The sequence below is a fragment of the Pseudomonas endophytica genome (assembly GCF_001411475.1).
GTDB lineage: Bacteria > Pseudomonadota > Gammaproteobacteria > Pseudomonadales > Pseudomonadaceae > Aquipseudomonas > Aquipseudomonas endophytica.
The window spans coordinates 32,722-44,217 of the sequence record NZ_LLWH01000160.1; the positions used below are offsets into that span (position 1 = coordinate 32,722).

Genomic DNA, 11,496 nt, shown 5'->3' on the forward strand with positions numbered 1-11,496 from the left:
TACATGACGGTATCTAATGGCAGCGTAATAATAAGATCCAAAAACCCTAGTGAGCCCGGAAGAGATTCCGCATCACAGTTGAGGTTTCGACTTCTGGTCATGAGGTACAGAAATTGACTTACGGACTGATAGCGAGAAACGGAGACAACTATTTACAGATTGATTCTGACAGTCCACGTCTATGTGCGATATATAACGGCACATATCAAGCTGTTGGAAGCAGGGTTGCATCGGTGAACTTTCCCGCGCCGATAACAACTCAAGAGCCGCCCTGTATATTTATTCGGAATACTCCAAACAGACCCGATGACCTCTACGACGCCATGGTGATAACAGGCTCAGAGGGCAATTGGACTGGCTTCTATATCTCGGCAAATAACATTAACTGGAGGCCAGAAGGTAAGTGGTTTGCTGCTGTATTCGGTTCCGTTGCGCAGTCCGACTACGGTTTGAGAATCTGGGGGCCGGCTGGAGAGATAATTTTCGATTCTGGATCAACCCCTGTAGTGGTAACAAAGGCCAACCAAAGTTGGGCATATGCTGGGTTCATTCAAAATCCAACACTCGGAGGCTCACACCTATACAACAACGCAATGGTTGCGCCGATGGCCGAGGATGAGTATTTCATGATCAACCCATTCTCGCGCGGACTCCTTCAGCCACAACAAATAAACTGGACGCCTGCCGGTATTCGCTTTGACTGGGGTGCTAACCGGCTGCAGATATTTGCCATAACAAATAGGCCATCTGGCGGTGCGTGGTTGGACATTGGACAGCCTGCGGGCGTCTTTGCAAGGCTTCCGGGCACGTAATCAATAACGTTTTTTATTACTCAATTATCAGCCCGCTCAGTCGCGGGTTTTTTCGTTTGGAGAACAGCATGGCACGGCAAGAAATTATCTTAGGTACACCGCCGACAGGTCTTGGCGGCGATCCTCCACGCGTCGCCAGCATGAAAATAAACGCAATGACGCTGGAGTTATATGAAAAGAATGCGAAGTTAGGAACAGCTGCCTTAGCAAATATACTCGGAACCATGGCGAGCGGAGCGATCATAGAGCGCGGGTCGAATGCTAATGGTGAGTTCACAAAGTGGGCTGACGGCACCATGATTGCGTGGTTTCGATTCACCGGATACAGCGCCAACACAAACCACGACAAGTTGTTCCCGGTGTCGTTCTCCGCGACTCCAGCGGTCGCAGCTAGCGTACAACCCTCGGCTGCCTTCGACACCACGTGGATGGTGTGGGCGACAGGTCCTGCGGGTTATGGGTTCAGGTCTACCATATCCGCACAGAATATTGTATGTATTCAGGCCATGGGGAGATGGAAGTAATGCAGATCATACTTAGCCCCCAGCGCAGAGATGACACAGTTATTTATCAAACAGCTGGAGAAGTAATTATTGTTAACGGCGAGTTGTTTGACTTTTCAAAAATTGAAGAAGGAGATGTATTGCCGAAAGAGGCCATTAAGTCAGAATGGTTTTCAGGGGACGTGACTCGGACAAATGGAGAACTTCAATTAAGTCTAATTCTGGCTAACCCATGGAACTACAGTCAGGCCCAGGCATTTCCATCCCCGATACGGGTAACTAAAAACGGCCTGCTTGATCTGCCGAAACCTTTGCCGCTACCCCGTCAGGAGCCAGCTAATGAATAACATAGACTGGTCGCAGCTGCGCAAGGCCGAAGACATCAAGGCCGAAACAGAGGCGTCACGATTAGCGCCTTTGATAGCGGCAGAAACCCAATGGGCCGAGCAAGAGCGCAAGTTTGCAGGTGAACAACTCGAAGCCATTGAAGACGGCGAGAGTGTCGCGGGTACCGAACGAGAGTGGCGTGACTACCGCACTCAAGTGCGTGCCTGGAAGTTGGGCGCTGCAGGTTATCCAGATTCAAATCTACGGCCAGCGCGCCCGATCTGACACTCTTCATCACACAGAACCCCGCCATCGAGCGGGATTTTTTTTGCTCGGAGAAACCCATGCCCATCACATCGCAGCAACTGCTGCAGATCCTCCCGAACGCCGGCCAAGTTGCCGGCGTTTTTGTTCCCGTCCTAAACACCGCAATGAACCGGTACCAGATCGTTGGTCAGAAGCGCATTGCAGCCTTTATCGCGCAGGTTGGCCATGAATCCGGTCAGTTGACGCGCCTGGTGGAGAACCTGAACTACAGCGCTGACGGTCTGGCCAACACTTGGCCCAATCGCTACGCCGAGCCAGACGGCAAGAGCGGCTACGTCAAAGTTATGGTTAAAGACAGGTCACGCAACAAGCCCAATGCCTTGGGCCTAAGCCTTGCTAACAAACCTGAGCAGATCGCCAACAACGTCTACGCCGGACGCATGGGTAACATCGCGCCGGGCGACGGCTGGAAGTATCGCGGGCGCGGTCTTATTCAGCTTACCGGCAAGACCAACTACCGGCTGTGCGGCGAAGCTCTGGGCCTAGACCTACTCGCACAGCCTGAACTGCTGGAGAAACCACAGCACGCCTGCATGGCTGCCGCGTGGTTCTGGTCAAGCAACGGGCTGAACTCGCTGGCCGACAAGAGCGACCTTGAAAGCATCACCCGGCGCTTGAACGGCGGGCTGACGGGGTTGGCCGATCGTCAGGCGCTTTACGCTCGAGCGCTGAAGGTGCTGGCATGAACCCGGCGCGCTGGCTGGGCCTAACGGTGCTACTGGCCATTGCGTGTTTTGCCACATGGAAAGTGGACGCCTGGCGCTACGGCAAGCAACTGGCTGAGCTGAACGCAGAACATCAAACAGCACTCACTCGCCTTGCCAACGTCAATTCCGCTTTAATCCTGGAAGAAGAGGGCAAGCGCTTTGCTCTTGAACAATGGCTGGCAGCCAGCGACCAAGCCCACTATCGAGCCTTGACCGATGAAAAAACCAATCAAACACGCCTGCGTGATCGCCTTGCTAGTGCTGATCTGCGGCTGTCAGTCCTACTCGACGCCACCGACACAGCTAGTTGTGACCCAATGCAAGCCACCCCCCGCACCAGCGGCGTGGTTTATGGCCCCCGTAGAGCCCAACTTGACCCAGCGCATGCTCAACGAATTATCGGAATCACCAGCGATGGAGACCGAGGACTGATTGCGCTTCAGGCCTGCCAAGCTTACATCAAAGTACTTATAGCTGAAGTGAGGTGAAACGATGATGGTCCTAGCAAGTGAGCTTTGAGGCAGTAGATGTTTTTACCGGGAGAAATTCGGATTTTGTGATGATTGAAGTGCGGGTTAGTGATGCCTAAGAAGTCCGAAGATAAACTGTTTTTAAGTTGGGGGGGCGGTGATTGCTTTTTTTATCTAATAATTCGTAGAGGGGGGAGCCCCCTCTTAAGTTGTTGTTTTTCTAGTTTTAATCTTTGTAGATATAAGATTGCAGGGTGTGAATTAGGGCATGAGCTTTATAAGTGTTTGTTGGGCGCGCGAGTCAGTACTGCCGCTAAATGCAGAGCTTGCCTGAGCAGTGTACTGAGTTGCGCCAACAGGCTTAAATGGGTCTGATTGAATGTTTATATCGTAATACCTCATGGTGTTGCCGAACTTTCCGAGAGCTACCCCAGTTACGCTTGAAGCCCCGCCTGCTTTAAGGAAGGCAGCAGCTACACCAAATGAAAGGCCATATGTTGTGCAGTCATCTACTACAATTACATTTCTATTAATTAAGCGCGTTTTGTAGAATGGGTTGAGGTGGATGGTCGTGATTTGGTCTGCGGGGTCTGTTCTGTCCCCACTTCTGTTAGATGATCTTTTCTGAGACGCAGTGTGGCGTATAAAAAGAGGTTCCTCGCGTTTGGCAAATCGTACTAGAGAAACCGTGGTTCTCAATCTATGAGTGAAATCGCTGAGTACCTCTGTGTCGCCGGTCGTTACCTGTGACGACGGATAAACTCCCCAGAGAAGATCGCTTGTGTTGTAGATTTTATCAATTAGTAGAGATCGAGAAGCAAGTAGAGATAGAGCCATTAACTGTGCGCCACCATTTTTTACAGTGGAAGTCAGTTTTTTTGCGAAAACCTGTTGTGTTGCTGTTATGTTGTTGCCATATCCTGATAGGTCAGCTAGGGCTCTAGCACTATATTTTACTTGGTCGCCTTTAAACCACCAGTGCCCAGTCCAGTCTTCTGTCAATTTGACAACTGTTTCAAGTTCGGTTCCGCTGTTGACTTTTATACCTAGCCCTTTGATTCCCCTGTCAGAAGACCAGCCTGCTGCGATCAGCATAGCGTGACCATTCTTTGCCATTTGCATATCTTCTGGCTTAATAGCCAACACAAGGATGTTGTGTGTTTCTATCTTTAGTGTTTCTGCTGCTTTGCGTATAACTGCCCCACTTTGACGAGCTTCAGTTTTGATGAATATAACGTTTGAGCCCTTAAACTCGTCGTCAAACCACGCGGGCTTATTATGATTTGATGTTATCCCGACTGCACTACCAGACGCGCAAATATTGATTAACGACTGTATGGTTGCTTTTGAGGGTGTTCCATTATTTAGCAAAGCTGCCGGTGATGTAATGAGGGCTAGCATCCTTACTCCTAAAATCCATTAAAGTAGAGAAAGTTGTGGGTCTTTAAGTTCGTCTAGCAGAGTGAGCTGGTCAAAATTTTCTTTGCTGATAGTTTTTGTTTCCGGTTCGGGCGCAGGCTCATCAAGTGCCTGCATGACAACATGTTCTGGTGGAAGTGTTGTATGGGTCTGGTCTGAATCTGTAAAATATGAAACCAAGCCAATTAATAGCTGAGTGTCTTTAGGTATTTCAAGAGACAATGCCTCATAAGCAGTCTCGGCATAGGCTAACTCTGGCTTTTTGATGTAGGTACTAGGTAAGTGTAGATTGATAATCTTTTTGCCATATTTGCTTGCGAATTTCACGGTGTGTGCAGTGCCGCTTTTTATTTCCCATTCGGTTGGGAATAAAATATCTCCAAGCGCTGCTTGTAGCCGGTTCCTTCTAACGAAATTCTCAGCGCTATACGATTGGTGCGGTAAATACTCGCTTATTACTGAGCCGCCTTTATTTATAATTTCTGATCGTAACCCTTCAGAACCTCTGGGATAATTTTCCAGAATGCCGGTTCCGAGTACAGCTATAGTGGGTATCCCGTATCTGATTGATTCCACATGCGCAGTTTGGTCAATACCTAAGGCTAAACCACTAACAGTCACGCACTTTTGATTAGTCAGCGCAGCGACAAGAAATCTTGTTAAAAAGATACCGTCTGCCGATGGTTTTCTGGTTCCTACTATAGACATGGCGGGTAGATAAAGGTTTTCAACATTACCTTGAATAAAGATCCATTCAGGACTGTCAGGTATGTTGGCTAGTTTCTGAGGAAAGTGATCCTCATGTTTGAATATTAAGGTCACGTTGATGTTGGCGAGCGCTCGCGCTTCAACTAGGCCTTTAGCCCAAAGAGCCTGTTTGTCTTCAAGGCTATTTATATTCGCATCGCGGAATATCTTGTCTAAGCCTACATCTTGGGGGGAACGTAAGGCTTCATTAAAGCTTATTTCGGACTGGGCTATTTTATAAAGGGTTCGAAAGCCAATCCCTTTTAAGGCGCAAAGAGATAGAAAAGCTATCCTTTCATGTCTCCAGTAATTGGTATTTTCCATTTTCAGTGCCTTGTTAGATCAACCTTGCCAAATCCCTTAGGCCCACCAGGAGCTCCTTTTTTTGCGCTGGTGCTCGTAGATCTGTAGCAGCGCTCAGGTTGCCCTCCCTTGTCGCTGGTGTCCATCTACTTTTGTTGAATTTCAACGGCTTCTACGTTAGGAGTCAGCGAAATAGCACTGATTTTACAGATGACATTTCCATTTTTGACCTTTTGCTGTTGACATTTTTCTGCACTCCTTTCTGAAGAGAAGGGGGGCACTTTGATGATTGTTGTAGAGTCCTGACGCGCCTGGCTTGGCTGCTAGTGATAGCCTACGAACACCTCGAGCAGTTGAGAAACCAACATGTGGACACGCCCTTCGCTGGACAACAAAGTCATTTCTGAACAGATCCATATAGCTGAAAAGATGCTTCAGGTTGCGCATGACGAGCTTAAAAATGAGCGGGTTCAGATGGATAGTGCGCTGGATGGGGAGATGCGAGCCGTGGCTTTTATCGAATTTCTTGAACGAACTGATGAGCGTCGAAGTGCCCTGTCCCCCTTCCACTCAGTCCGTGATAGCTACCTTTCGGCAGGTTTTGGCGGAGTCCAAGCAGATGAGCTTGATAGGTATAGGGAGTACCTCAACTATGTGATTTCCCATGCTCGAGCAAAAGAAGATGAAGTACGGCGATTAGAGGGGCTGGTAACGCTGCTAGAGAAAGACATCAGTCAATTGCAAGCTGTCGAAGGTTATGAATTCGGCGTGACCCTGCAATATTTTGGAGTCAAAAACATGTGGTGGGGGGAGACTGCCTTATGCACCCTAGACCATTATGGTTTCATACATCAGAGATTAAATACGCCCATCACAAGCGAGTAAACGCCTACCTGACGTCTAGTTTGCATGATCGCGGGCTGGACGCTGAGATCTATCCTCGCTGGTGATGGAGGCTTTTAAAAGTGCTCATCGCTTGCTTCTCGGCGGGCTGTGTCTGGATGTCTTGAATTTTTGAATGTCAGCAGGACGCCAAGCAAGGGTCGAAAAAGAAGAATTGCGGAACAGCTTTCAGAATTGCGGAACAAAAAACAAAGGGCCTGCATGAAGAATCTCATGCAAGCCCTTGATTTGTTTGGTGCCCGAAGCCGGAATCGAACCGGCACGTCCTTACGAACGGGGGATTTTAAGTCCCATGCGTCTACCAATTTCGCCATTCGGGCGGTAGCGCTATAAAGCGGGTCAAGCAAGAGATGCTGCTGCGTGCCAATGACGTAGCTACCTGCGTGACAGGTGGACGAATATATAGAGCCTTGGCCGATGAGGCAAGTTGGTTAGCAACTTTTTTTATCGGTGCCTCTCTTAAAATCGTCGAAAAATCAGAGGGCTAGGGAATTAGTGGTAAGGCTGATTCGGAGCTTTGCCTTTTGCGAGTAGGAAGTAAAGCCCGCTTCGGCGGTGTTTTATACGAGGAGGCGAGTAGGGCCGGCTTGCTTGCTTTTGAAAAGTGCTGGGCTACCCTGTTTTTTTGTTTGGCCGTATTTGAAAAGGTGTGAGTCGATGAAGACATTGATGGCGTTGGCTTTTGTGGGTGCCTCAGCGACGTTTAGTTTTACTGCCGCGCAGGCGGCTGAGTACTTGTTTGATGTGACAGACAAGAGCCCCTACAAAGAGGCCTATCAACAGATGTTGGCCTTCCCCGACTGGGTCAGCAGTGGCCAAGGAACGTCTTCGCCGCTGCAAGAAGTCGAGCTTGAAGGAAAGAAGTACACCCTTGGTCAAATGTGTAAACCGCACGATTGCGGCGACAATCAACTGGTGGTTGTTTTTAGCCCTGACAAGAAACAAGCGTGGGGGTTGTTAGCCACTCGATCGGCTGATGATCGCTCCTTCAATACCCAGCTTTTAGGTGCGCCGGATACCGCTATCAAGGCTTTACTGAGCAAAACCTTGGAAGAAAACAATCCTGCGGATTGATTCATATGGCCTGAGCTTTAAACGATCAAAAGATCGCAGCCTGCGGTAGCTCCTACAGCACATCCTCTAACGTATCGGGCTGTGATCCATGGGTTTGGATCACACTCCGATACGTCCTCTTTAAATCGCCATTGAGGGATCGGGCAGTTAGCGACAGGCTGTCGTTGGCGCTGGTTGTTCTCTCATCTCTACGCTAAGTGAAGCTTGCTCACGTCGATTTGCACGTATTGGCGTAAGTTTTTTTTTCTGGGTGGATACCGCTGCGGTGCGTTGAACGTTGTTGGTCGGGTAGTATCGGTGCGTGTCGTGGATACCCATCCATCAATTAAGTTTTTACTCAGGAGCCTGTTGAATGGGCAATGCATTCAAAAACCCACTGTTTCTCGTCGGAATCCCTTTAGCAATTTGTGGTGTCAGCTTTGGTTTAACCGGTCTGTTGGCTGATCGAACGTTCGCTTTCATAGCGCCAGGGCTGTTGATTCCTGGGGTGATTTTTATGCTGATCGGCTGGATGCAACGTAACAAGTCTTAACATTCGAATGGAGCCCCAGAGCGCACATGTTTGAACACCTCGACCTCAACCAGTTGCTGGCCACTTATGGCTATCTGGCCATTTTCATTGGCTGTTTCCTGGAAGGTGAAACCATCTTGATTTTGGGGGGAATGGCGGCGCATCAACATGTGCTCAAGCTGTTGCCGGTAATCGGTTACGCCAGTCTGGCCGGGATGCTGGGGGACCAATTGTTGTTTTGGATCGGGCGCTACTTTGGAGCGCGACTGCTGCCTAAATTACATAAGCAAAAAGCCGCAATTGATCGGGTTTCGCAGTTAATTAATAGATACCCGACGGTGTCTATTTTTTCAGTCCGCTTTCTCTATGGCATGCGCTTGATTGGGCCAATGGTGATTGGTGCCAGCAAGGTTTCACCGTTGAAATTCACGGCCATCAACCTGTTAGGTGCGGTGGTATGGGCAACGCTGTTCGCTAACGCCGGGTATTGGGCTGGGGAGTTTTTACAAAGGGTCTTTGGCGACCTTAAACCGTACCGCTTGCCCATAGCCTTGTGTGTCATTGCACTGATGGTCGGTATTGGCCTGATTCGTCATTTGCGCTCCAAACGCCGCGCTGAGGCCTGAGCAGCGTGATGGCGCAGATATTTCAAGATATTTAGCTGCGGTTGCAATAAATAAACGTGGAAGGCAAAGTCCGAATATCCGGTTACGCCTATGTTTCCTACAACAGGCTCAACGCCAAGGGTTTCAAGCCACTAGTGATGCATGTGCGAATCCGGTCCGTTAAGAAAAGGAGCTATGGATGTTTATCCGTTTATTGATCCTCGCCAGTTTGCTGGTAACGAGCATCGCTCAGGCCATTGAGGTTCCAAGCCCACTTGAACAGGATCGTGGTAAGTCGAGGCCGCTAATCATTGTTGCCCGCACGCCGGCTGACTCAACATTGGCCACACTTAAGACAGCACTGGATGACCCGGCCATTCAGCAGCGTTTTAAAGATCGAAATATAGTGCTTTATCGAATAATAGGTATTTCTGGCCAGCGCGATGGTAAAGACCTTGAAACGCAATCCACCATGTCGCTGATCCGAGGGCTCAAGCCAGGGATGATCATTGATGATGCCAAAGTTTTTTTGATCGGAAAGGATGGCGAGCGCAAGTTTGAGGGCAAGGGCGTTGTCGACATCGAAAAACTAACTGCCCTCATCGACGCCTTGCCGCCGAGTGAAAAACAAGCTCAAGCCCCGGCTGAGACTGCGACTCCAGGCACGCCGGCCAAGCCCGTCAAACCTGGCAAAACGGTTAAAGCACTGGAAGATTAGTTGCTATTGCAACAGGCAAAAAAAGGCCCGCTTGGGGGAGCGGGCCAAATGGGATTCACTAAAGGAGTGGCTTTAAAGTAACGCCGTTGATGTGAAAGTGACGTGAAAACGATGTAGTCAAAACGCTAAGCCCTGCGCCTTATCCGTTTTATCTGCCAGCGCCTACGCTTCTGAGCCCTATTCGTTGAGCCATTCAAGGTTCAAGGTCGGTGTGTCGCCCAAATACTCCAGCAGCCAACTCATGGCGGGAGAGTAACGGTTTTGCGACCAAGCGACGCACGAAGGGCTGGAGGGGAAGGGCCGTTGCAAGTGCAACGTAACCAGCGTGCCCTGTTCGATCATGGGTTGAGCCATGTGCGCTGGCAGCATGCCGACGCACAATCCGTCCCTTAGGCACAATAATCCGGTGGCCCAGTCAGGCACCATCATTCTGCGCTGGTTATCCAGAGTCCATGTATCACGTTTGGGCAGGCTGCGAGAGGTGTCGTCCACGCACAGTGACGGGTAGGGGCGCAGTTGTTCGTCAGTCAGTTCGCTGCCAATTGACGTCAAGGGGTGTGAGGGGCTGGCTACGCACAGCCAATCTAATGCCCCCATATCGCGGAATGCAAAGCTCGCCGTTACCGGTATTGCCCGTGTGGCGCCAATCACGATGTCTGTGCGGCCGTCGACCAGCGCGTCCCAGACGCCGTTGTACACCTCGTAGTGCACCAGTAACTCGACGTCTGGAAAGTGCCGATAGAAATCCAACACCAGTTGCTGGCACCGCGACTGTTTGACGATGGCGTCAACTCCGACCCGTAATTGACCGCTCCAGCCATTGGCCACTTGTTGGCATAGACGGCGGGTACCGAGCATTTTTTTCATCACGTCGCGGGCTTCTTTGACAAAGACCTGCCCCGCGGGTGTCAGCTCGACATCTCTGTGCCGACGCACAAACAACGGTACGGCCAGCCATTGCTCTAACTGGCGCACGGTGTAACTCACGGCAGAGGGAACGCGGTGCAGCTCTTGCGCCGCACCACTGAAGCTGCCGTGTCGGGCGACTGCGTCAATCACATCCAAAGAGTATTGGGACCACATACCTTGCCTTCAAAATAATTGATGCCAACAGGCAATTATTCTCGCTTCACAAGCCAATCCTCAGCTGGATAATGCGCGCCAGTCAACAAATTGTTTGATGGCAAGTTTTTGGGTGCACATGAAGAATTCTTTTGGTTTTACCTGTTATCTCGCCGGGCTGAGCATGCTGGGCTATCTGGCGATGGATATGTACCTGCCAGCCTTTGGCACGTTGCGAAGTGAATTGGGTCTGTCGGCAGGAGCTGTGGGCGCGAGCCTGAGTATTTTTTTGGCCGGTTTCGCCTTTGGGCAGTTGATCTGGGGGCCTTTGTCGGATCGTTTGGGTCGCAAGCCAGTACTTCTGGCGGGCTTATGCATGTTCGCGCTGGGCTGCTTGGGCATGTTGTTTGTCGCTAATGCCGCGCTATTGCTAAGTCTGCGCTTTATTCAGGCCATCGGTATTTGCGCTGCGGCGGTGACATGGCAAGCGCTGGTGGTTGACCGTTACCCCGCAGACAGGGCTAACCGAGTCTTTGCTGGCATCATGCCTTTAATGGGCTTGTCACCTGCGCTAGCCCCTCTGTTGGGGGCCGTGGTGCTGGAACATTTGGGTTGGCAAGCGATTTTTGCAGTGTTGCTGGGCTTGGCGTTGCTGCTGATCGTGCCAACGTTTTTGCTCAGAGAAAAACCCCGGCAGCCGATTGCCAAGCACGAGGCGCACTCCATCAGTTACTGGAAATTGCTGTGTTCGGCGAGTTTTAGCGGCAACGTGATGATCTTCGCGGCGTGTTCGGCCAGCTTTTTTGCATGGTTAACCGCGTCGCCTTTCATCTTGGGAGACATGGGGTACAGCCCGAGCGACATTGGTTTGAGCTATGCCTTGCCGACTTTGGCGTTTATGGTCGGAGGTTATGGTTGCCGCAGTGCTTTGCAGCGCATCAAGGGGCGTACGTTATTGCCGTGGTTGTTAGTGGCGTACTGCGCAAGCATGGTGGGGTTGTATGGCGT

General features: G+C 50.4%; 15 protein-coding genes and 1 tRNA gene. 12 read left to right on the forward strand and 4 right to left on the reverse strand.

The window, feature by feature from the left end; all coding sequences use genetic code 11:
* Window positions 1–113: 113 nt before the first annotated feature.
* From AQS70_RS10805 to AQS70_RS10830, 6 genes are all read left to right on the forward strand, one after another.
* Window positions 114–812, forward strand: a complete 699-nt coding sequence (locus AQS70_RS10805; protein ID WP_156355137.1) for a hypothetical protein — start codon at window positions 114–116, stop codon at window positions 810–812.
* A gap of 68 nt (window positions 813–880) precedes the next feature.
* On the forward strand, window positions 881–1,336 hold the full coding sequence (locus AQS70_RS10810; RefSeq protein WP_055102771.1) for a hypothetical protein: 456 nt from the start codon (window positions 881–883) through the stop codon (window positions 1,334–1,336).
* Complete coding sequence (locus tag AQS70_RS10815) at window positions 1,336–1,662, forward strand: hypothetical protein (RefSeq protein WP_055102772.1); 327 nt, start codon at window positions 1,336–1,338, stop codon at window positions 1,660–1,662. The genes AQS70_RS10810 and AQS70_RS10815 overlap by 1 nt, the downstream gene beginning before the upstream one ends.
* On the forward strand, window positions 1,655–1,927 hold the full coding sequence (locus AQS70_RS10820) for a hypothetical protein (protein ID WP_055102773.1): 273 nt from the start codon (window positions 1,655–1,657) through the stop codon (window positions 1,925–1,927). Before AQS70_RS10815 ends, AQS70_RS10820 begins: the two co-directional genes overlap by 8 nt.
* Window positions 1,928–1,986: 59 nt before the next feature.
* Complete coding sequence (locus tag AQS70_RS10825) at window positions 1,987–2,655, forward strand: glycoside hydrolase family 19 protein (protein ID WP_055102774.1); 669 nt, start codon at window positions 1,987–1,989, stop codon at window positions 2,653–2,655.
* On the forward strand, window positions 2,652–3,164 hold the full coding sequence (locus AQS70_RS10830) for a lysis system spanin subunit (protein WP_055102775.1): 513 nt from the start codon (window positions 2,652–2,654) through the stop codon (window positions 3,162–3,164). The genes AQS70_RS10825 and AQS70_RS10830 overlap by 4 nt, the downstream gene beginning before the upstream one ends.
* 243 nt (window positions 3,165–3,407) lie before the next feature.
* Here the strand turns inward: AQS70_RS10830 and AQS70_RS10835 are convergent, their stop codons facing one another.
* Both AQS70_RS10835 and AQS70_RS10840 read right to left on the reverse strand, forming a co-directional pair.
* Window positions 3,408–4,547 carry a hypothetical protein gene (locus AQS70_RS10835; protein ID WP_055102776.1) on the reverse strand — a complete coding sequence of 380 codons (1,140 nt, stop codon included), beginning with the start codon at window positions 4,545–4,547 and terminating at the stop codon, window positions 3,408–3,410.
* A gap of 18 nt (window positions 4,548–4,565) precedes the next feature.
* Window positions 4,566–5,636, reverse strand: coding sequence for a DNA-processing protein DprA (locus AQS70_RS10840; RefSeq protein ID WP_082428083.1), 1,071 nt, complete (start codon window positions 5,634–5,636; stop codon window positions 4,566–4,568).
* 345 nt (window positions 5,637–5,981) lie between these two features.
* Here AQS70_RS10840 and AQS70_RS10845 point away from each other — a divergent pair, with 345 nt between their 5' ends.
* Complete coding sequence (locus AQS70_RS10845) at window positions 5,982–6,500, forward strand: hypothetical protein (protein WP_055102777.1); 519 nt, start codon at window positions 5,982–5,984, stop codon at window positions 6,498–6,500.
* A 251-nt stretch (window positions 6,501–6,751) separates the two neighbouring features.
* On the opposite strand, the gene AQS70_RS10850 is transcribed toward AQS70_RS10845, so the two are convergent.
* A tRNA-Leu gene (locus AQS70_RS10850) sits at window positions 6,752–6,838 on the reverse strand.
* A 337-nt stretch (window positions 6,839–7,175) separates the two neighbouring features.
* Between AQS70_RS10850 and AQS70_RS10855 the strand changes: the two genes are divergently transcribed.
* From AQS70_RS10855 to AQS70_RS10870, 4 genes are all read left to right on the forward strand, one after another.
* Window positions 7,176–7,592 (forward strand): Ivy family c-type lysozyme inhibitor, encoded by a 417-nt coding sequence (locus AQS70_RS10855; protein ID WP_055102778.1) that lies wholly within the window; start codon window positions 7,176–7,178, stop codon window positions 7,590–7,592.
* 352 nt (window positions 7,593–7,944) lie between these two features.
* Entirely contained in the window at window positions 7,945–8,124 is a 180-nt protein-coding gene (locus tag AQS70_RS10860) for a hypothetical protein (protein WP_055102779.1), read from the forward strand.
* A 26-nt stretch (window positions 8,125–8,150) separates the two neighbouring features.
* Window positions 8,151–8,729: a DedA family protein gene (locus AQS70_RS10865; RefSeq protein ID WP_055102780.1), complete on the forward strand. Its 579-nt coding sequence runs from the start codon at window positions 8,151–8,153 to the stop codon at window positions 8,727–8,729.
* 178 nt (window positions 8,730–8,907) lie between these two features.
* A complete protein-coding gene (locus AQS70_RS10870; protein ID WP_055102781.1) occupies window positions 8,908–9,426 on the forward strand; it encodes a DUF4174 domain-containing protein in 519 nt (172 codons plus the stop codon).
* A 177-nt stretch (window positions 9,427–9,603) separates the two neighbouring features.
* Here AQS70_RS10870 and punR read toward each other — a convergent pair whose 3' ends face one another.
* Window positions 9,604–10,509: a DNA-binding transcriptional activator PunR gene (gene punR, locus AQS70_RS10875; RefSeq protein WP_055102782.1), complete on the reverse strand. Its 906-nt coding sequence runs from the start codon at window positions 10,507–10,509 to the stop codon at window positions 9,604–9,606.
* Window positions 10,510–10,627: 118 nt separating this feature from the next.
* Between punR and punC the strand changes: the two genes are divergently transcribed.
* Window positions 10,628–11,496: purine nucleoside transporter PunC (punC, locus tag AQS70_RS10880; protein ID WP_055102783.1), on the forward strand; the 869-nt coding region annotated here is incomplete at its 3' end.

What these genes read in the sequence shown, in the direction of transcription:
- AQS70_RS10810 (WP_055102771.1), top strand. Translation starts at nt 881, where the DNA reads ATGGCACGGCAAGAAATTATCTTAGGTACACCGCCGACAGGTCTTGGC.
- AQS70_RS10815 (WP_055102772.1), top strand. Translation starts at nt 1,336, where the DNA reads ATGCAGATCATACTTAGCCCCCAGCGCAGAGATGACACAGTTATTTAT.
- AQS70_RS10820 (WP_055102773.1), top strand. Translation starts at nt 1,655, where the DNA reads ATGAATAACATAGACTGGTCGCAGCTGCGCAAGGCCGAAGACATCAAG.
- AQS70_RS10825 (WP_055102774.1), top strand. Translation starts at nt 1,987, where the DNA reads ATGCCCATCACATCGCAGCAACTGCTGCAGATCCTCCCGAACGCCGGC.
- AQS70_RS10830 (WP_055102775.1), top strand. Translation starts at nt 2,652, where the DNA reads ATGAACCCGGCGCGCTGGCTGGGCCTAACGGTGCTACTGGCCATTGCG.
- AQS70_RS10835 (WP_055102776.1), bottom strand. Translation starts at nt 4,547, where the DNA reads ATGCTAGCCCTCATTACATCACCGGCAGCTTTGCTAAATAATGGAACA.
- AQS70_RS10840 (WP_082428083.1), bottom strand. Translation starts at nt 5,636, where the DNA reads ATGGAAAATACCAATTACTGGAGACATGAAAGGATAGCTTTTCTATCT.
- AQS70_RS10845 (WP_055102777.1), top strand. Translation starts at nt 5,982, where the DNA reads ATGTGGACACGCCCTTCGCTGGACAACAAAGTCATTTCTGAACAGATC.
- AQS70_RS10855 (WP_055102778.1), top strand. Translation starts at nt 7,176, where the DNA reads ATGAAGACATTGATGGCGTTGGCTTTTGTGGGTGCCTCAGCGACGTTT.
- AQS70_RS10860 (WP_055102779.1), top strand. Translation starts at nt 7,945, where the DNA reads ATGGGCAATGCATTCAAAAACCCACTGTTTCTCGTCGGAATCCCTTTA.
- AQS70_RS10865 (WP_055102780.1), top strand. Translation starts at nt 8,151, where the DNA reads ATGTTTGAACACCTCGACCTCAACCAGTTGCTGGCCACTTATGGCTAT.
- AQS70_RS10870 (WP_055102781.1), top strand. Translation starts at nt 8,908, where the DNA reads ATGTTTATCCGTTTATTGATCCTCGCCAGTTTGCTGGTAACGAGCATC.
- punR (WP_055102782.1), bottom strand. Translation starts at nt 10,509, where the DNA reads ATGTGGTCCCAATACTCTTTGGATGTGATTGACGCAGTCGCCCGACAC.